General features: G+C 75.5%; 12 protein-coding genes. 1 reads left to right on the forward strand and 11 read right to left on the reverse strand.

Annotated elements, in window-relative coordinates:
* Positions 1-394: 394 nt before the first annotated feature.
* The 10 genes from ABZ920_RS19480 to ABZ920_RS19525 all read right to left on the reverse strand — a co-directional run bounded on the left by ABZ920_RS19480 (position 395) and on the right by ABZ920_RS19525 (position 16,208).
* The gene (locus ABZ920_RS19480; protein ID WP_361506107.1) at positions 395-913 is read right to left on the reverse strand and encodes a hypothetical protein; all 519 of its coding nucleotides are present in this window, start codon (positions 911-913) and stop codon (positions 395-397) included.
* A gap of 171 nt (positions 914-1,084) precedes the next feature.
* Positions 1,085-3,751 carry a LuxR C-terminal-related transcriptional regulator gene (locus ABZ920_RS19485; protein ID WP_361506109.1) on the reverse strand — a complete coding sequence of 889 codons (2,667 nt, stop codon included), beginning with the start codon at positions 3,749-3,751 and terminating at the stop codon, positions 1,085-1,087.
* A gap of 369 nt (positions 3,752-4,120) precedes the next feature.
* On the reverse strand, positions 4,121-6,376 hold the full coding sequence (locus tag ABZ920_RS19490) for an SWIM zinc finger family protein (RefSeq protein WP_361506112.1): 2,256 nt from the start codon (positions 6,374-6,376) through the stop codon (positions 4,121-4,123).
* 1,319 nt (positions 6,377-7,695) lie between these two features.
* Complete coding sequence (locus tag ABZ920_RS19495) at positions 7,696-10,527, reverse strand: DEAD/DEAH box helicase (protein ID WP_361506115.1); 2,832 nt, start codon at positions 10,525-10,527, stop codon at positions 7,696-7,698.
* Between the two features lie 97 nt (positions 10,528-10,624).
* Entirely contained in the window at positions 10,625-11,206 is a 582-nt protein-coding gene (locus ABZ920_RS19500) for a sugar kinase (RefSeq protein ID WP_361506118.1), read from the reverse strand.
* Positions 11,203-12,351 carry an ROK family glucokinase gene (locus ABZ920_RS19505; RefSeq protein ID WP_361506121.1) on the reverse strand — a complete coding sequence of 383 codons (1,149 nt, stop codon included), beginning with the start codon at positions 12,349-12,351 and terminating at the stop codon, positions 11,203-11,205. Before ABZ920_RS19505 ends, ABZ920_RS19500 begins: the two co-directional genes overlap by 4 nt.
* A gap of 117 nt (positions 12,352-12,468) precedes the next feature.
* Complete coding sequence (locus ABZ920_RS19510; protein WP_361506124.1) at positions 12,469-13,263, reverse strand: ATP-binding cassette domain-containing protein; 795 nt, start codon at positions 13,261-13,263, stop codon at positions 12,469-12,471.
* Entirely contained in the window at positions 13,260-14,309 is a 1,050-nt protein-coding gene (locus ABZ920_RS19515) for an ABC transporter permease (protein ID WP_361506126.1), read from the reverse strand. The genes ABZ920_RS19510 and ABZ920_RS19515 overlap by 4 nt, the downstream gene beginning before the upstream one ends.
* Positions 14,306-15,310 (reverse strand): sugar ABC transporter substrate-binding protein, encoded by a 1,005-nt coding sequence (locus ABZ920_RS19520; protein WP_361506129.1) that lies wholly within the window; start codon positions 15,308-15,310, stop codon positions 14,306-14,308. Before ABZ920_RS19520 ends, ABZ920_RS19515 begins: the two co-directional genes overlap by 4 nt.
* 160 nt (positions 15,311-15,470) lie before the next feature.
* The gene (locus tag ABZ920_RS19525; RefSeq protein WP_361506315.1) at positions 15,471-16,208 is read right to left on the reverse strand and encodes a GntR family transcriptional regulator; all 738 of its coding nucleotides are present in this window, start codon (positions 16,206-16,208) and stop codon (positions 15,471-15,473) included.
* 130 nt (positions 16,209-16,338) lie between these two features.
* Between ABZ920_RS19525 and ABZ920_RS19530 the strand changes: the two genes are divergently transcribed.
* A complete protein-coding gene (locus tag ABZ920_RS19530) occupies positions 16,339-17,361 on the forward strand; it encodes a Gfo/Idh/MocA family oxidoreductase (protein ID WP_361506131.1) in 1,023 nt (340 codons plus the stop codon).
* Here ABZ920_RS19530 and ABZ920_RS19535 read toward each other — a convergent pair.
* Complete coding sequence (locus ABZ920_RS19535; protein WP_361506134.1) at positions 17,354-18,556, reverse strand: cytochrome P450; 1,203 nt, start codon at positions 18,554-18,556, stop codon at positions 17,354-17,356. The two genes, ABZ920_RS19530 and ABZ920_RS19535, sit on opposite strands and share 8 nt — an antisense overlap.
* Positions 18,557-18,735 lie beyond the last annotated feature (179 nt).

Genomic DNA, 18,735 nt, shown 5'->3' on the forward strand with positions numbered 1-18,735 from the left:
CCTCCGCCCGGGCGCCGTCCCCGGGCCTCACCCGGCGGAGGTGAGGCACGGGGGCGGCACGGCCCGTGCCGGGGCGTCACCGCCGTGGCGGGGCGGTGCCGCCGTGGCGGGACGTCACCGCCGTGGGCGGGACGGTGGCGCCGTGGGCGGGACGGTGCCGCCGTGGGCGGAGCGGTGCCGGCGCGGGGAGGGGCGCGAGGGGGACTGAGTCCTTGCGGGGCCGCGCGCTCTCCGGCGTCGACGCACCGGTGCGTCGGTGCGTCAGCGCCCCAGCGCGTCAATGCGTCCCTGCGTCCCTGCGTCAGTGCGTCCCGTCCCTGCGTCCCTGCGCCAGTGCGTCAGTGCGTCAGTGCGTCAGTGCGCCAGTGCGTCAGTGCGTCAGTGCGTCAGTGCGTCAGTGCGTCAGTGCCAGTTTGAGTACGATGATCATGAGTCCGATCACCAGGTTGACCGACGCGGCGACCGCCATCAGGCCCCAGGAGGCCCCCGCCCGGCGGGCCGCGGCCGCCGACCAGCCCACCTGCCCCGCCACGGCCACGGCGAGCGCCAGCCACACCGTGCCCTCCAGGTCCAGGCCCAGCAGCGGGCTGACGGCCACGGCGACGGCCGGGGGAACGGCGGCCTTGACGATCGGCCACTCGTCACGGCAGACGTGCAGGACCACCCTCCGGTCGAGCGTGAGCTGTGCCATCCGTGCGCCGAACAGGTGGGCGTGCACGTGCGCGATCCAGAAGACGACACCGGTCAGCAGAACCAGGACGGCCAGTTCCGCGCGCGGGAACGCCCCGAGCGCGCCGGCGCCCGCCACGACGGAGGCGGCGAGCAGTGATCCGTAGACGCCGCCGGTGTAGTCGGTGTGCGCCCGGCGCTCGGCGAGGCGGGTCCGTGCCTCGGGGGTGCGGGTTCTGGGCATCGGGACCTCTTCCGGTACGTCGGGGGGCTCGGCGGAGGGGGTCACAGGCACGCCGGTGCCGACCGCCACCGGAGCGGGCACCGACCGTCGGGCCGCCCCGGGCGTCGCCGCGGCGGGTGCGTACGGGGCCGCGCGGGTGGCCTTTCGCCGGGCCCGGCGCATCGGCGGGGTTCACATGAGGTGGAGTTCCCGGGCCCGGCGCACCGCGTCGTTGCGGCGGTTCACCGCGAGCTTGCGGTACGCCGTCTTCAGGTGGGTCTTGACCGTGTTGACCGACACGAACAGGTCCGCGGCGATCTCCTCGGTGGACATCAGCTGCGCGAGGCGCTGCAGGACGTCGAGCTCCCGGGCGCTCAGCGGCTCGACCACGACCGGCGGCGGAGGCGGCGCCTCGTGCACCGGTGCGGCGGCGCCGGGGCCGGGGCGCGGAGTGAACCAGTCGCCGGCCGGGTCCCGCGCGGGGTCCGCGCCCAGCACACCGCGGATCCACGGCCCGGCCTCGGTGAAGGGGCGCCGCAGCCGCTCGCGCCGCGCGATCGCCAGGGCCCGGCGGACGAGGGCGCGGGCGGTGGCGGTCTCCCCCGCCTGGTCGGCGGCCTGCGCCCGCACCAGCACGGCCCGGACCGTGACCGCCGGGCCGCAGCTCTCCCCGGCCGGGACGGCATCCAGGAGTTCCAGCGCCTTCTCGCGGTTCCCGGCCGCCAGCTGCGCCCGGGCGGCCGCCACCGCGCAGGCGAACTGGTGGTCCGCCGCCTGCCGCAGCACCTTGGCGGCCGCCTCCGTACGGCCTTCGGCCAGGTGGGCGGCCGAGGCGACGAGGGCCGCCTGGTCCTCGGCCCACGGTGAGGCCACGGCGGCGGTGACCGCCGACTGCGCGAGGTCCAGGGCGGCCGCCGGGTCGCCGCGGGCCAGCAGCAGCCGGCCGCCGGCGATGATCCGCCCGGCCGCGGCCACCGGGTCCGGCGTGCCGCGCTCGGCGGCCGTCGCCTGGTCGAGGAGGGTCTGCGCGGTGTCGAGCTCGTCGCGGTCGACGGCCACGGCGGCCAGCACGAGCTGCGCGACACCGGAGCCGGACCGCGCCGGCACCCCGAAGCGCTCCGCGTCCTCGATCGCCGCACGGGCCTTGCGCTCGGCGCGGCCGGGCCAGCCGGTCAGGTAGTCGATGAGCGCGAGGTGGCCCAGTGACTCCTCGCGGGGCAGGGCGGTCGACGGCCCGCCGGGACTCGCACAGGCCGCCCACAGGGCGTCCCGCGCCTCCTCGAAGCGCCCGGCCCACAGGCGGGCGGAGCCCAGATGGGTCCGCAGCAGGGCGGTCAGCTCGGGATGCTTGTCCAGCACCTCGGCCGGGATGTCGCGCCGTACCCGTTCCGCCTGCTCCGCCGCCCGCTCGGCGCGGCCGGGGGCGCCGGTCAGCCGGGCCGCGAGGGTTTCCAGCAGGGCGCGGTTCAGCCGGGCCGCCGCGGACGCCTCCGGGCCCAGTTCCCGCTCGACGCGCCGCAGGTGGGCCAGACCGCGGTCGAGGTCCCGGCCGGACAGCGCACGTGCCGCGCGGACGAGGTCCGCCTCGGGGCCGGGGGTGTCGGGTGCCATGCGCGAGAAGAGCTCGCCCAGGCCGTCGCAGCGCAGGCCGGTGAACAGCTGCCCGACGGCCAGGTCGTCGACGAGGGCGCGGGCGGTGAACTCCCACTCCCCCGCCGCGGCACCGTGCGCGAGCGTCTCGGACAGCGGTCCGTAGCGCCTGAGCCAGGCCGCGGCCCGGCGGTGCAGCTCGGTCTCCAGACCGGGGAAGCGGACACGCAGATGCGCCCGGAGGATCTCCGCGAACAGCGGGTGGAGGCGGTACCAGGAGTGACCGAGGTGGTGGACGAACGCGTTGGCCCGGTGCAGTTCGGCCAGGCGGGACTCCGCGTGCCGCCGGCCGGTCAGCGCGTTGGCCAGGTCGGGGCAGAACCTGTCCAGCACGCTGACCCGCAGCAGCAGGTCCTGCGTCTCCGCCGACTGCTGCCGGAGCACCTCGGCCAGCAGGAAGTCGGCGACGGCGCTGTGCCCGGCCTCGAACTCCTTCAGGTACGTGTCCGGGTCGGTGCTCTGCTGCGCGGCCAGGGCGCACAGGCGCAGACCGGCGGCCCATCCCTGGGTGCGGTCCACCAGGGCGCCCGCACCGTCCCTGCTCAGCCGCAGGCCGTGCAGGTCCAGCAGCGTGGCCGCCTCCTCGGGGGTGAAGGCCAGCTCCGCGTTCCGGATCTCCGTGATGGTGCCGAGGGCGCGGTAGCGGTGCAGGGGCAGCAGCGGCTCGGTGCGGGTGACGACGACCAGGCGCAGGCCGGCACCCGCGTGGCGGAGGACGAACTCCAGCTGTTCGGCGATCTCCGGGGTGGTCACGAGGTCGAACTCGTCGAGGACCAGGAGCGCGGGGCGGTCACGGCCGCTCAGCGCGTCGGCGAGCCGGGCCGGCAGCGCGCGGTCCACCCGGCTCGGGTCCGCCGGGCTGCCGACCTTCTCGACCAGGTCGACCCCGCCGGCGCGCAGCGCCCGGAGCACATAGGCCCAGAAGACACCGGGGGCGCGGTCGGCGGCGTCGCAGGTGAGCCAGGCGACGGGGCGCCCCAGGTCGCCGGCCCAGCCGGCGGCCAGCAGCGTCTTGCCGGCGCCGGCCGATCCGTTGATCATCGTCAGCGGTGTGTCGAGCGCCCGGTCCAGGTGTGCGACCAGGCGCTCCCGGCGCACGAACGTGGCCGGGCGGAGGGGGAGGGCGAACCGGGTCCGCAGGAACGGGTCTCCCACGGGGTCCACGGGCGGCACGCCCGGGTGCGGACTGCTCTCGTCAAGTGTGGCCACGACGCTCACCACCACGGTGTGTCAGGGCGATAGGCAGCGCTCTACGGCTCATGATCTCAGCGTTTCCGCGCGACAGCGCGTCGGGCGGGCCGCGGGGCGCGTGCGGGGCGCTGTGGCGGGGCTTCCGGCTGTCCCGGGATACGGCACCGGCCCTGCGGGGGCGGCGCGCCGGTGGAGATGGGCCGCCGTGCTGAGCCTGGCGCCTCCGTCCTGAGCCCGGGGCCTCCGTCCTGAGCCCAGGACCGCCGTGCTGAGCCGGGGGCCGCCGTGCTGAGCCGGGGGCCGCCGCCCTCAGCCCCGGCCGGGGGCCGCCGCCCTCAGCCCGGGCCAGGGGCCGCCGCCCTCAGCCCAGGCCGGGAGCCGCCGTGCTCAGAGGAACGCCGGTGCGCCGAGGCCGGTCAGGGCGCCGACGGGGTCGAGGTCGGGGGTGCCGCGGGGCCACCAGTCGTCGTGGCCCGGCTCGGACTCGTACGGGTACCACAGGCCGTCCCGGCCCAGGCGGAGCTGCACATGGCCGGCGGGATGGGTGAGCCGGTTGCGCCAGGGCCGGAAGGCCGGCAGGCCGGCGGCGAGGAGGAGCGGGCGGGCCCGGTCGAACCGGCCCGCCGGCGGGTCCCAGGGCTCCTCCAGTACGGCGAGTCCCTCCAGGTTCCCCTGCCGCCATGCGGCGACCGCGCGGGCCAGGTCGGCGGTGGTGCGTCCGGCGGCGGAGGCGAGGGAGGCGTACAGCGCGCGGGTCGCGGCGGTCAGCCCGGAGCCGGGCCGGGCCGCGGCGAGGCGTACGGCGTCCTGCCACAGCGTCAGGTCGCCGACCGGGTCGCGGCCCGTCGTGAGCAGGGCGTGGGCGCGGGCGGCGGCGTCGGTCGCCAGCTGGTCCAGCGCGAAGGGGTCCGGGCCGCCCGGTGCCGCCGGGAACACCGGGGGCTGCTCGGGGTGCGGGGGCGGCGGCAGGGGGGCCGGGAGCGGCGCGCGTCCGCTGCGGGCGACGACGTCACTGGCCCGCACGCCCGGCAGAGGTGCCGGTTCCCGGTCCTGGGCGGCACGGGCCGCGCGGGCGGCGCTCAGACGGGCCAGGGCGTCGAGCAGCTGCTGCTCCCCGCGCCCGCGGAGCAGCAGCAGGACGAACGGGTCGGCGTCCAGCAGGCGGGCGGTCTGGTAGCACAGGGCGGCGGCATGCTTGCAGGGGTGGCCGCGGTCGGGGCAGCTGCACCTGGGTTCCAGGTCACCCGGGCCGGGGAGCAGGGGGACCCCGCAGTCGGCGAGGGACTGCGGCATCTCCTTGTCGAGCAGCGCGGCGATGCGTCCGGGCTGCTCCGCGGCCGCGTCCAGCAGCCGGTCCCAGTCCGCGTCGCCGAGGGTCCGCAGCCGGATCTGCACCCGGTAGGGCCGCGGCCGGCTGCCCTGTACGTACGCCAGGACGGACCCGGGTGTGACGGTGATGGCGTCGACGAGTCCCTGTTCCGCGTAACCGCGGCCCCGTGCCAGCCGGGCGGCGTCCAGCGCGCCCCGCTCCAGCGCGGTGACCCAGGCGTTCCCCCACCAGGTCTCGGCGAACCCGGAGCGGTCCGGCGTCCAGGCCGGGAACGGCGGGAAGGTACGCCGCAGGTCACCGTCGCGGCGCGGGGAGGCCATGCTGCGCGGCAGACGCGGGACGCCGGACGACGGGCGCGGCTCACCGGACGACGGGCGTGGGTCGTCTGCGGGGGGCTGGCCGGCGGCTCCGGACGCGCCGTGCGGGCCGTGCGCGGGCGGCTGGTCGGCAGCCCCGGACGGGCGCGGGCCGTGCGCGGGCGGCTGGTCGGCAGCCCCCGACGCCCCACGCGGGCCGTGCGCGACGGGAAGCGCACCCGCCATGGACGGATGATCCGCGGCTCCGAACGGGCGCGGGCCGTGCGCGGGCGGCTGGTCGGCAGCCCCCGACGCCCCACGCGGGCCGTGCGCGGCGGGAAGCGCACCCGCCATGAGCGGGTGATCCGCCGCTCCGAACGGGCGCGAGCCATGCACGGGCGGCTGGTCGGCAGCTATCGACGCCCCACGCGGGCTCTGCGCAGAGGCAAGCGCACCCATCAGGGGCGGGTCTGCGGGGCTGTCATACGAGGCTCGTGACGCGTCCGTTGCAGCGTCGGGCTGGTCCCTGACGGCGCGCGGCTCGTCGCGGGCGGCGCGTGACCCACCCATGACGTGCGGTGCGTCGAAGACGGGGCATGACTCGCCGCCGGCCACGGACGTCTCGTCGGGGACGGCGCCTCTTCCGCGGACGCCGACGCCCGCGGGGGCCGAATCAGGACGGCTCTTGAGCGTGGCCCCGCGCTCCCCGCCGAGGGCGGCACGTCCTTCGCCGACGACGGCAGGCCCCTCGCCAGTGACCGCGGGCCCTTCACCGCCGACAGCCTCCCTTCCGTCGGTGACGGCGGGCGTCTCACCGGGGACGGCGGCCGCCTCGCCGCCCGGCGCGTGCGCGTGATCGACGGCTGCGCGCGTCTCGTCGCCCGCGAAGCCCTGCCGACCCCGAACCGGCTCAGACACGGGGCGGGAAGGACGCCGAGGGGGTTCGGCCGCGGTGTCGCTCGGCCCCTCCCCCGGCCCGGCCCCCGCCGACGGCATGCGGAAGGCGTCGGCGAGCATCTCCCTCAAGTCCTGGGCACGCGCGTCGCGGTTCCGGCCCGGGGCGTCACCTCGTGGCCGTCCGGCAGCCGGCGCGGATCGGTGCGATCGGCGCGCTCGGTCGCCGCCGGTCTTGGCCGCCACTGCTTCCACGGCCCGCTCCGCCTGTTGTTGTCCGGCCCGAGCACGGGCGGCACGCAGTGCGGCGCGCGCTACATCGGCCGGGCGGCTCCCCCTGGCACCGGAGTCGCCCCGGCCGGCGGGGGAAGCACCATCGGGAAGCGGCGCGGTCGTGCACTCCGCAGGCCGTTGCGCGGGAGCGGGCCTCGCCCGCCCCGGGGTGCCCCCCGCCGTCGGCCGCCCCTCGCCGGGCGCGCCCTCTCCGTGCTCGAAGGCCCCCTCGGAGACGGCCGCCGGGGGTATGCCTGACGCATCGCGGGCCGCAGGGCGTGCGGCGAGCTCGCCCGGGAGGCCGGACAAGCGCGTGGACGACCTGCCGGAAGCGCCGGACAGGTCCGTGGACGACCTGCCGGAAGCCCCGGCCGGGTCCGTGGACGACCTGCCGGAAGCCCCGGCCGGGTCCGCGGACGGCCCGCCGGAAGCCCCGCACAGGTCCGCGGACGACCCACCGGAAGCCCCACACAGACCCGCAGACGACCCACCAGAAGCCCCACACAGACCCGCAGACGACCCACCGGAAGCCCCACACAGGTCCGTGCACGGCCCGCCGGAAGCGACGGCCGGGTCTGCGGACGAGGGGTCGGAAGCAGTCACCAGCCGCTCGGAGGCAGCCGCCGGCCGCGCGGAGGCCCCGTCGGAGATGTCCGCCGAATCCATCGGCGACGGCGACCCGCTGCCCGAAGCGGAACCCTCGGGTGACTCGCCGGGTCCGCCGACCGGAGGTGTGCCGAGCGCATCCGTCAGGTCCGCCGAGTCCGTGGACGGCCCCTCGGAGCCGGGGGAGGCTGCACGGACCGCACCCCCCGCCGAACCGTCGGCGGCGGCCTGCGGCGCACGTCGGAGGGCGGCGCGGGCGGCGTCGCCGGGCCGGGGGTCCCGCTGGCTCACGGAATCGGCCGCCTCGCCCTCGCTCGCCCGCGGAGCCGGCCGGACCGCCGCGTCGGCGGCCGGCCGTCCCGCGGACGTCCCGGCCTGCGGCCGCTGCGACCGCTGCGACCGTGCGGAGCGCAGGGCGCGGCGGGCCGCATCGGCGGGCCGCGCCTCTCGCACCCCCTCCGGCGCCTGTCCCGCGTCGGACTGCCCCCGGCCCCCACCCGGCACCGCCGCGCCCGTGCCGGACGCCGCCTCCCGAGCGGACGGACCCGTCCCGGCCGCGCCCATCACGCCTCCCTCCGCAGCGACACCAGGTCGGAGAGCTCGCGGTCCGTCAGTTCCGTGAGGGCGGACTCGCCGGAGCCGAGGACGGCGTCGGCGAGGGCGCGCTTGGCCGCGAGCATCTCGGCGATGCGGTCCTCCACCGTGCCCTCGGTGATGAGGCGGTGGACCTGGACCGGCTGGGTCTGGCCGATGCGGTAGGCGCGGTCGGTCGCCTGTTCCTCGACGGCCGGGTTCCACCACCGGTCGAAGTGGACGACGTGGCCCGCGCGGGTGAGGTTCAGGCCGGTGCCGGCCGCCTTCAACGACAGCACCAGCACGGGGGTGGCGCCGCTCTGGAAGCGGTCCACCATGCGCTCGCGCTCCGGTACGGGCGTCCCGCCGTGCAGGAGGTCGACCGGGACGGCGCGGGCGGCGAGGTGGGAGGTGATCAGGCGGGCCATGCCGACGTACTGGGTGAACACGAGGGCCGAACCGTCCTCGGCGAGCAGGGTGTCGAGCAGTTCGTCCAGCAGGGCGAGCTTGCCGGAGCGCGCGGCGAGCCGGTCGTCGCCGCCGTGCGGGGACTGCTCCTTGAGGTAGAGCGCCGGGTGGTCGCAGATCTGCTTGAGCGAGGTCAGGAGCTTGAGCACCAGGCCGCGGCGGGCCATGCCCTCGGCGGTCCCGATGGCGATCAGCGACTCGCGCACCACGGCCTCGTAGAGAGCGGCCTGTTCACGGGTGAGTGGGACCGGGTGGTCCGTCTCCGTCTTGGGCGGCAGTTCGGGGACGATGCCGGGGTCGGACTTCCTGCGGCGCAGCAGGAAGGGGCGGACCAGGCGGGCCAGCCGCTCCACGGCCTCCTCGTCCTCGCCGCTCTCCACGGCACGGGCGTGCCGGGCGCGGAAGGACTTCAGGGGGCCGAGCAGTCCCGGTGTGGTCCAGTCGAGGAGGGCCCAGAGCTCGGAGAGGTTGTTCTCGACCGGGGTGCCGGTCAGGGCCACGCGCGCGGGGGACGGGATGGTGCGCAGCGCCTTCGCCGTCGCCGAGTACGGGTTCTTGACGTGCTGGGCCTCGTCGGCGACGACCATGCCCCAGCGCTCCCCGGCCAGCACGGCCGCGGCCGAGCGCATGGTGCCGTAGGTGGTCAGCACGAAACCGCCGTCGAGGCCGTCGAGGCTGCGGGCGGGGCCGTGGAAGCGGCGCACGGGGACGCCGGGTGCGAACCGGGTGATCTCCCGCTGCCAGTTGCCCAGCAGGGACGCCGGGCAGACCACGAGCGTCGGTTCGCTGCGCGCCCGCTTCAGGTGCAGCGCGATGACGGTGATCGTCTTGCCGAGGCCCATGTCGTCGGCGAGGCAGCCGCCGAGGCCGAGGGACGTCATGAGGTCCAGCCAGGCCAGTCCGCGCCGCTGGTAGTCGCGGAGGGTGGCGTTCAGGCCCGGCGGCGGCTCGGCGGGCCCGACTCCGGCCGTCAGCCGGTCGCGCAGCGCCGCCAGCGCGCCGGCCGGAACCGCCTCGACGGTCTCGCCGTCCACCTCCGCGCTGCCCGTGAGGGCGACGGACAGCGCGTCGACCGGGTCGAGCAGGCCCAGGTCGCGTGCGCGGGCCCGGCGGACGAGGGCGGGATCGACCAGCACCCAGTGGTCGCGGAGCCTGACCACCGGGCGGTGGGCCTCGGCCAGCGCGTCCATCTCGGCCTCGGTGAGCGGGTCCCCGCCGAGAGCGAGCTGCCAGCGGAACTGCAGCAGGTCCTCGCTCTCCAGGAAGCCGGTGCCGTCGGTGGCGGAGCCCGGCGCGGGACGCACCACCGCGGTCGCGGTCAGGTCCTGCGCCAGGTCCCGGGGCCAGTGCACGGCCACGCCGGCGGCCGCCAGCCGCGTCGCCGCGACGCCGAGCAGGTCGCCGACCTCCTCCTCGGACAGCGCCAGCACGTCGGGCACGTCCTGTTCGGCGAGCCGGTCCAGCGGTGGCCAGACGCGGGCCGCGCGCCGCACGGCGAGGGCGGCGTCCACGCGCGCGCGAGGGCCGAACGCCGCGTCCGCCTCGCCGGCCCACAGGGCCGCCGCGTCGGCGACCAGGGTGGGGTCGGCGAGGCTGTGCACCTGGACGATCGCCGCGCCCGCACTGCGCACGCCGCCCTCGCCGTCGAACAGGTCGTACGCGGCCAGGTCCAGGCGCAGGGAGATCCGCACGCCGGCGTCCATGCCGGCGGCGACCTCCGCCGCCCAGGCGTGGGCGTCGGGGAGGCGCCGGGGCGCGCGGTCGGCGAAGGGACCGCCGCAGGCGTGGGGCGCGGCCGGGGTGCGGGGCAGGGTGTCCGCGACGGCGTCGAGGAAGGTGCGCAGCAGCGCCTCCGGCTCGGGCAGCCGCAGCGGGCCGGGGCCGGGCAGCGGTACCGCGTGGCCCTCGTGGGGCAGGGCGGCGGCGATCGCGCGCAGGTGGGCGATGTCGTCGGGGTCGAGGGGGCCCGCGCGCCAGGCGTCGTACCCGTCGGCGGTCAGGCCGGGCAGCAGGCGCCCGCGGGCGGTGAGCCGCAGCGCGTGCAGGGCGGCCGCGCCCCAGCAGGCGGCGGCGGGGTGGGCCGCCGGGTCCTGCCGTGCGCGCACGAGGTGCGGCAGGGCCGCGTCGAGCGGCAGGGTGAGGGCGGGTGCGGTCCTGCGGCGGACGCCCGTGCCGTGCGGGCGGACGACGGTGAGGCGCGTGCCGTCGGCGGGGCCGTCGTCCGGCCACACCTCGCCGTCGGGATCCCAGAAGGCGACGCGCCCCTCGCGCGGGAGGGACGCGGGCAGGAACACGGCGGCGAGCCGCACGGAGACCTGCTCGGCGGTCCTGTCCGCCGTCGCCACGTCGGTCATGCGTCCTGTCACCTTCAGCCCTTCCACCGGCCCGGTCGTCTTCGACTCTACGGGCGGGGTCCGACAACCGGCTCCGGCGGCCGGACGCGGCCGCCGGTCAGGGCACGGTGCGGGAGACGACGTAGACCTGGGGCAGCACCGGGTCGGACAGGTTGACGACGACGTCCTGGGTGGGTGCGGGGTTCCGCTGCTCGTGGGTGAGGCCCCACCAGGGTCCGGGGCCGGTGAACGACCAGCCGGTGACCTCGCGGTCGCGCTCGCCGATGGTGATGTGGCCCTTCTTCAGCTCGCTGCGGTTGACGCCCATCGTGTTGAGGAAGGTCTCGAGGCCGGCGTCGGTGGTCCGGAAGCGGACGTAGAGGCGGCTGGTCTTCCAGTTGTTCGTCTCGTAGGAGGCGACCTGGTCGGCCGGGTGCGGGACGGGCACCTGGTAGAGCCGGCGCTGCACCTTCGACGGGTAGGTCGGGGTGAGGCCGGTGGCGGAGTACTTGGCCTCCTTGTCCTTGCCGCTGTCGCGGCTCTGGTTGGCGGAGATCACCAGGTAGCCGGCCGGGACCCCGATCAGCAGCACGATGATCAGCAGGGTGAGGGCCCGCCGGCGGATCATGTGGCGGCGGTCCTCGGCCGGCCGCTGCGGTTCGTCCGGCGGTGCCGCCTGCTGGGGCAGCGGCATCGTCACAGGACCCCCCGGGCCGAGCGGCGCGCCTCGGCGTACCGCTCGTAGCGTTCGTGGCGCTCCACCCGGCGCCGCTTGGCGCGCCGGAAACGGCGGGCGACGAGCCGGGCCAGGTCGGCGGCGCCGACCATGCCGGCCTCGGGGCCGAGCTGGGCGCGGGTGATGCGGGCCTCGGGGCGGTAGCCGCGGCCGGTGAGGTGCCGCCGGAAGGCGTCGCGGGCGGGGCCGATGAGCAGGTCGTCGGCCGCGGAGACACCGCCGCCGATGACGAAGCAGGACGGGTCGAGGGCGGCGGCCAGGTTGGCGATGCCGACGCCGAGCCACTGGCCGATGTCCTGGAGCAGCTCGACGCACATGGCGTCGCCCTCGCGGGCCAGCTCGGTGATCATCGGGCCGGTGATGTCGGAGATGCTGCCCTTGACGTGCTCGATGATCCCGTAGGCGACCGGGGAGTCGGCGGCGGCCAGCTCGCGGGCCTCCCGCACGAGGGCGTTGCCGGAGCTGTACTGCTCCCAGCAGCCGCGGTTGCCGCACGGGCAGCGGTGGCCGCCGGGGACGACCTGCATGTGCCCGAACTCGCCGGCGACGCCGTACTTGCCCCGCTTGACCTGCCCGTCCTCCAGGATCGCGCCGCCGATGCCGGTACCCAGCGTGATCATGACGAGGTGGTCCTCGCCGCGGCCGGCGCCGAAGCGCCACTCGGCCCAGGCGGCGGCGTTGGCGTCGTTGTCGACGAGGACCGGGACGGACAGGCGCTCGGAGAGGCGGTCGCGCAGCGGCTCGTTGCGCCACGACAGGTGCGGTGCGAAGAGCACGCGGTTGCGGTCGGCGTCGACCCAGCCGGCCGCGCCGATGCCGACCGCGTGCACGTCGTGCCGGTCGGACAGGTCCAGGACCAGTTCGGCGATGGTGTCCTCGACGACCTTGGGGCTCTTGGACTTGTCCGGGGTCTCCGCGCGGAGCTTCTCCAGGATGTTGCCGTCGGCGTCGACGACGCCCGCCATCACCTTGGTGCCGCCGATGTCGATGCCGACCGTCGGCACGCGCGGTGCCGTGAGGTGGGAGCGGCGTTCCCGGGTCCCGACCGTGCGCAGCACGGGTGCGCGCCGGGAACCGATGGGGGCGGTGAGGTCGCGGTAGGTGCTCATCGGGCCCGATTCTGCCTCACGGTGCGCAGGGGTGCCGTACGGGGGAGCGGCGGGGGCGCTGCCCGCCGGGTGGCCGGGGCGGGCGCGTCGCGGCCGGTCGCACGGCCGCCCGTGCCCCTACCCGGCGCGCCGCAGTTCGTGACGAAGGTCATCGAGCTCGTTGCCCCCCGCCATCTGCCGGGTCAGCTCCTCCAGGGAGATCTCCTCCCGGGTGTGGCTGCCGACCATCGTGCCCCGCTTCAGCAGGACGAAACGGTCGCCCACGAGGTAGGCGTGGTGCGGGTTGTGGGTGATGAGGACGACGCCCAGGCCCTCGTCGCGCGCCGCGGCCACGTACTTCAGGACCATGCCGGACTGCTTGACGCCGAGCGCGGCCGTCGGCTCGTCGAGGACCAGGACCTTGGCGCCGAAGTACACCGCCCGCGCGATCGCCACGCACTGCCGCTCGCCGCCCGACAGGGTGCCGATGGGCTGGTCGACGTCGCGCAGGTCGATGCCCATGCGCAGCAGTTCGGCCCGGGTGGTGCGGCGCATCAGGTCGACGTCCAGGCGTCTGAAGGGGCCCGCGCCCTTGCGGGGCTCGGAGCCGAGGAAGAAGTTGCGCCACACCGGCATCAGGGGCACGACGGCGAGGTCCTGGTAGACCGTGGCGATGCCGCGGTCGAGGGCCTCGCGCGGGGAGGCGAGGCGGGTCTCCTCGCCCCCGACGCGCAGGACGCCGCCGTCGTGCTGGTGCAGCCCGGCGACGATCTTGATCAGGGTGGACTTGCCGGCGCCGTTGTCGCCGAGGACGCAGGTGATCTCCCCGGGATGGACTTCGAGGGACACCCCTTCGAGGGCGCGGACGTTGCCGTAGTGCTTGGCGACGTCCGACAGCTCGACGAGCGGGGTGCGTGCTTCGGTCTGCGTCACTTGGCTGCCTCCGCCCGCCTGCGGACCCAGGCGTTGAGCAGGGTCGCGAGGAGGAGCATCGCTCCGAGGAAGAACTTGAACCAGTCGGGGTTCCACTCGGCGAAGACGATGCCCTTGCTGGTCATGCCGAACAGGAGCGCGCCGACCGCCGAGCCGACGGCGCTGCCGTAGCCGCCGGTGATCAGGCAGCCGCCGATGACGGCCGCGATGATGTAGATCAGCTCGTTGCCGACGCCCTCGCCGGACTGCACCGCGTCGTAGGAGAAGAGCAGGTGCTGGCCGGAGATCCAGGCGCCGAGGGCCACGCCCATGTACAGGCCGATCTTCGTCCTGGCCACCGGTACGCCGACCGCGCGGGCCGCGTCCTCGTTGCCGCCGACCGCGAAGATCCAGTTGCCGGCGCGGGTGCGCAGCAGGATCCAGGAGGCGAGGGCGACCAGGCCGAGCCACCAGAAGATAGTGATCTTGATGTTGACGCCGCCGACGGTCAGCGTGGAGGCGAACACGTCGCGCGCCGCCGGGAAGCCCTCCATGTCGGCGATGGTCTTGGTGGAGACGGTGTCGTCGATGAGCTTGGTGAACCCGAGGTTCATGCCGGTCAGCATAAGGAAGGTGCCCAGCGTCACGATGAAGCTGGGCAGCCGGGTCCGGGTGAGCACGAAGCCGTTGAAGGCGCCGACGGCCAGGGTGACCAGCAGCGAGACGCCCACGCCGACCCAGACGTTGGCGGTCATCTGGTAGCTGAACATCGACGAGACCAGCGCGGAGGACGTCACCATGACGCCCGCGGACAGGTCGAACTCGCCGCCGATCATCAGCAGGGCGACGGGCACCGCCATGATGCCGATGGTCGACGAGGCGTACAGGACGGTGCTCAGGCTGGAGGCGCGCAGGAAGCCGTCCGCGGCGAAGGCGAAGAACAGGAAGACGGCGACGGCGCCGACGACGGAGCCCAGTTCGGGGCGGGACAGCAGGCTGCGGACCGCGGAGCTCCGCAGGATCCTTTCATCGGGGATCTGGACCGACTCGTCCGTGACGGCGCTCATCGGGTGCCCCGGCCGGTGTACTCGCGCAGCGCCGGCGCCTGGTCCCTGGTGACGATCTGCGGGCCGGTCAGCACCGGCCTGCCGCCGCCGAGGACGTCGCCGTTGTACTTGTAGAGCCACAGCAGGTCGACGGCCTGGTACCCCTGGAGGTACGGCTGCTGGTCGACGGCGAAGCCGAGCGTGCCGTCCGCCAGCTCGCCGGCCACCTTGGCGTTGAGGTCGAAGGTGTCGACCTCGGCCGCGCTGCCCGCGTCCCGCTTCGCCTTGACGGCGGTGTCCGCGTACGGGGCGCCGAGCGTGACGACGGCGTCGAAGGACTTGTCCGCCTGGAGCCTGGCCCCGATCGCGGACTGCACGTCGGGCATGTTCGTGCCGTTGACGTAGAGGTTCTGCACGGTGCCGCGGAAGGTCTTGGCGACACCCGCGCAGCGCTGCTCATGGCCGACGTTGCCCTGCTCGTGCAGGACGCACAGCGCCTTCTTCCTCCCGCGCTCGGTCAGCTCCTCGCCGACGGCCTCGCCGGCGACGGTCTCGTCCTGGCCGACGTGCGTGAGCGCGCCGAACTGCCGTGACACCTCGGACCCGGAGTTGACGGTGATCACGGGGATGCCGGCCTTCTCGGCCCGGGCCACGGCGGCCTTCAGGGCGTCCGGCTTGGCCAGGGTGACGATGATGCCGTCGACCTTCTTGTCGATCGCGGCGTCCACGAGCTGCGCCTGCTGCTGGGCCTGGGCGTCGTGCGAGTACAGGAACTCGATGTTGTCCTTGACGGCGGCCTGCTTGGCGCCGCTCTGCACGATGTCCCAGAACGTGTCACCGTCACCGGAGTGCGTGATCATCGCGAAGGTCCAGCGCGGCGTGTTCACCGCGGCCCGCCCCTGGGCCGCCGCCGCCTTGCGGGCGTCCTCCGCCCGCTTGCCGCCGGTACTGCTGCACCCGGCGAGGGACACCGACAGTGCCCCTGCCAGCGCGATGCCTAGCCAGGTCCGAAACCGTGCCACGAGGCCGTGCCCTTCTTGCTGTGTCCGACGTACGCGAGGGCCGATGACGTCCTCACCGGCCCCGAACGCCGCATTATCGAACACGGGGGCCCGGCGCACCGCCGCCGGGGAGGCGCCTTCCGTCACCTTGTCCGGACAACCCGACGTCCGCCGTCCGCCGTCAGCCGCGGACGAGCAACTGGAACTCGAAGGAGTAGCGGGACGGCCGGTAGGTGTGGGTGCCGAACTCGACCGCGCGGCCGGTGTCGTCGAAGGTGGTGCGCTCCATGGTGAGCAGCGGCGCGCCCTCCGCCTCGCCCAGCCGCTCGGCCTCCGCCGCGCGGGCGGCGCGGGCGCCGATGGACTGGCGGGCGCTGTGCAGGGTGATGCCGGCGGCGCGCAGCAGGCGGTACAGGCCGGTGGCCTCCAGCTGCCCGGTGTCCAGGTCCAGCAGGCCGGGCGGCAGGTGGTTGGTCAGGTACGCCATCGGCTCCCCGTGGGCCAGGCGGAGCCGCTCCACCCGGTGCACGTCGCCGCCCTCGGTCACGCCCAGTGCGGCCGCGACCTCGGCGGACGCCGGGACGACCGTGTTCACCAGGACCTTCGTCGCCGGCCGCTGCCCGGCCGCCTCCAGGTCGTCGTACAGGCTGCTGAGCTCCAGCGGCCGCTTGACCCGGCTGTGCACGACCTGGGTGCCGACACCGCGGCGGCGCACGAGCAGGCCCTTGTCGACGAGCGACTGGATGGCCTGGCGCACGGTGGGCCGGGACAGCCCGAGCCGGGCGGCGAGCTCGATCTCGTTGCCCAGCAGACTGCCGGGGGTGAGCCGGCCGTGCTCGATCGCGGCCTGGAGCTGCTGGGACAGCTGGAAGTACAACGGCACCGGGGAGCCGCGGTCCACGCGGAGCTCGAGCGCCACGGTCGGGTCCAGTTCTGTTTTCGGCACGGGGCCGAGCGTAGCTCCGTGGCCGGTTGACGGGAAGTCGTGTAGTCCGATTGTCAGGACATAAGCATTGACAGGGCGAGGGCTCGGACCTCACTTTGTTCCCATGCGCATCGGGGTCATCGGTACGGGCCGCATCGGCACCGTCCACGCCAACACGCTCAGCCGCCATCGCGAGGTCGGCTCCCTGATCCTCACGGACACCCGCCCGGAGCGGGCCCAGGAGCTCGCGCACCGCCTGGGCGAGACGGCGGCGCCCGGCGTCGACGAGATCTTCACCTGGGGCGTGGACGCGGTGGTGATCACGACGGGGACGCAGGCCCACGCCGAACTGATCGGCCGGGCCGCCCGCTCGGGGCTGCCGGTGTTCTGCGAGAAGCCCATCGCCCTGGACGTGCCGGGCACGCTGCAGGCGCTCGCCGAGGTGGAGGCGGCCGGCACGGTCCTGCAGATGGGCTTCCAGCGCCGCTTCGACCCCGGCTACACCGGGGCCCGGGAGGCGGTGCGCTCGGGACGCCTGGGGCGCCTGCACACCGTCCGGGCGCTGACGTCCGACCGGACACCGCCCTCGCCCGCGTACCTGCCGCTGTCCGGCGGCCTCTTCCGGGACACGCTGATCCACGACTTCGACGCCCTGCGCTGGGTGACGGGCCGCGAGGTCGTCGACGTGTACGCGGCCGGGTCCGACGCGGGGCCCGCCATGTTCCGCGAGGCGGGCGACGCCGCCACCGGCGCGGCGGTCCTCACCCTGGACGACGGCACCCTCGCCACCGTGACGGCGACCCGGCTGCACGGCGCGGGCTACGACGTGCGCATGGAACTCGCCGGGGAGCTCGACCAGATCGCCGTCGGACTCGACGACCGCACGCCGATCGCGTCCACCGAGCCGACCGGACCGCCGGCCGCGGACAAGCCGTGGACGGGGTTCCTGGAACGCTTCGGTCCCGCGTACGAGGCGGAGCTGTGCGCCTTCGTCCAGGTCGTGCGCGGCGAGCGGCCCAACCCGTGCGACGGGCGGGAGGCGCTGCAGGCGCTGCGCGTCGCCGAGGCCTGCGAACTCTCCCGTCGGGAGCGCCGCGCGGTCGCCCTGGCGGAGATCCCGGGCGGCGCGGAGGCCCTGTTCAGGTGAGCGGTGGCCGCTCCTGCCACCGCACCGGCAGGCTCCGCCGTCCGCGGACCAGCATCCCCGGCAGCCACGGGCCCGGGGGACCGTCCAGGCTCAGGCCGGGTGCCCGGCGCAGCAGGGTCCGCAGCGCCGTGCCGGCCTCCAGCCGGGCCAGCGGGGCGCCCAGGCAGTAGTGGATGCCGTGGCCGAAGGCGAGATGGCCGCGGGTGTCGCGGCGGACGTCGAAGCGGTCCGGTGCGGGGTAGCGGTCGCCGTCCCGGCCGGCCGCGGCGAGACTGATCAGGACCGGGTCGCCCGGCTCGACGGCCGTGCCGGCGATCGTGAGGGGCTCGGCGGCGAACCGGAACGTCGCCGTCTCCACCGGGCCCTCGTGCCGCAGGACCTCCTCGACCGCGCCGTCGACCAGGGCGGGGTCGGCCCGGACCGCGGCCAGTTGCTCCTGGTGCGTGAGCAGGGCGTACACCCCGTTGGCGATGAGGTTGACCGTGGTCTCGTGGCCCGCGATCAGCAGCAGGAACGCCATGCCGCGCAGTTCGCTCACGGAGAGGCGGTCACCGTCCTCGGCGGTGGTGCGGATCAGGGCGCCGAGCAGGTCGTCCGCGGGTCCCGCGCACCGCTTGTCCTCGATCAGCTCGGTGAGGTACACGCCGAGCCGGTCGAAGGCGCGGTCGCTCGCCTCCGGACTCGTGGGCGCGACCACCTCGTCGGACATGTCCCGGAACCCGGCGCGGTCGATCTCCGGCACGCCCAGCAGCTCGCAGATGACGGTGAGGGGCAACGGGTAGGCGAACGCCTCCACCAGGTCGGCGCGGCCACGGGGCAGCATCGCGTCGAGCAGGTCGTCGGTGATCTCCTGGATCCTGGGGCGCAGCGACTCGACCCGGCGGGCGGTGAAGGCCCGGGTGACCAGGGAACGCAGCCGCGTGTGCTGCGGCGGGTCGGTGATCAGCAGGTGCTTGCCGATCACCCGCTCCTCGAGCGCGAGGATGCCGCCCCGGCCGACGTCCTTGACCAGCCGCGGGTCGGCGAGCGCGGCACGCGCCTCGTCGTACCCGACGACGAGCCAGGTGTCGTAGGCCTCCGGCTCGGGCAGCCGCACCCGGTGCACCGGGCCGAGCGCGCGCAGCGCGGCGTACACCGGATACGGGTCCGCGCGGAATCCCTCCCCGTACTCCCCCAGGTCGATCACGTCCGCCATCGCCACTCCCCTTCCCCCGGATCGGCCGTCCCGTGATCCGACAACGAGCGGGCTGGTCCGGGAGTGCCGCCGCGCGCCGCCCTCCCTCGCCGTTCCGGGTGGGACGCGGCGCGCACCCGGCGGCGCGGGGCGGGACGCGGCGCGCGCCCGGTGGCGCGGGGCGGGACGCGGCGCGGGGT

This window comes from Streptomyces sp. NPDC046831 (genome assembly GCF_040645305.1).
GTDB lineage: Bacteria > Actinomycetota > Actinomycetes > Streptomycetales > Streptomycetaceae > Streptomyces.

What these genes read in the sequence shown, in the direction of transcription:
- ABZ920_RS19480 (WP_361506107.1), bottom strand. Translation starts at nt 913, where the DNA reads ATGCCCAGAACCCGCACCCCCGAGGCACGGACCCGCCTCGCCGAGCGC.
- ABZ920_RS19505 (WP_361506121.1), bottom strand. Translation starts at nt 12,351, where the DNA reads ATGAGCACCTACCGCGACCTCACCGCCCCCATCGGTTCCCGGCGCGCA.
- ABZ920_RS19490 (WP_361506112.1), bottom strand. Translation starts at nt 6,376, where the DNA reads ATGCTCGCCGACGCCTTCCGCATGCCGTCGGCGGGGGCCGGGCCGGGG.
- ABZ920_RS19530 (WP_361506131.1), top strand. Translation starts at nt 16,339, where the DNA reads ATGCGCATCGGGGTCATCGGTACGGGCCGCATCGGCACCGTCCACGCC.
- ABZ920_RS19495 (WP_361506115.1), bottom strand. Translation starts at nt 10,527, where the DNA reads ATGACCGACGTGGCGACGGCGGACAGGACCGCCGAGCAGGTCTCCGTG.
- ABZ920_RS19535 (WP_361506134.1), bottom strand. Translation starts at nt 18,556, where the DNA reads ATGGCGGACGTGATCGACCTGGGGGAGTACGGGGAGGGATTCCGCGCG.
- ABZ920_RS19515 (WP_361506126.1), bottom strand. Translation starts at nt 14,309, where the DNA reads ATGAGCGCCGTCACGGACGAGTCGGTCCAGATCCCCGATGAAAGGATC.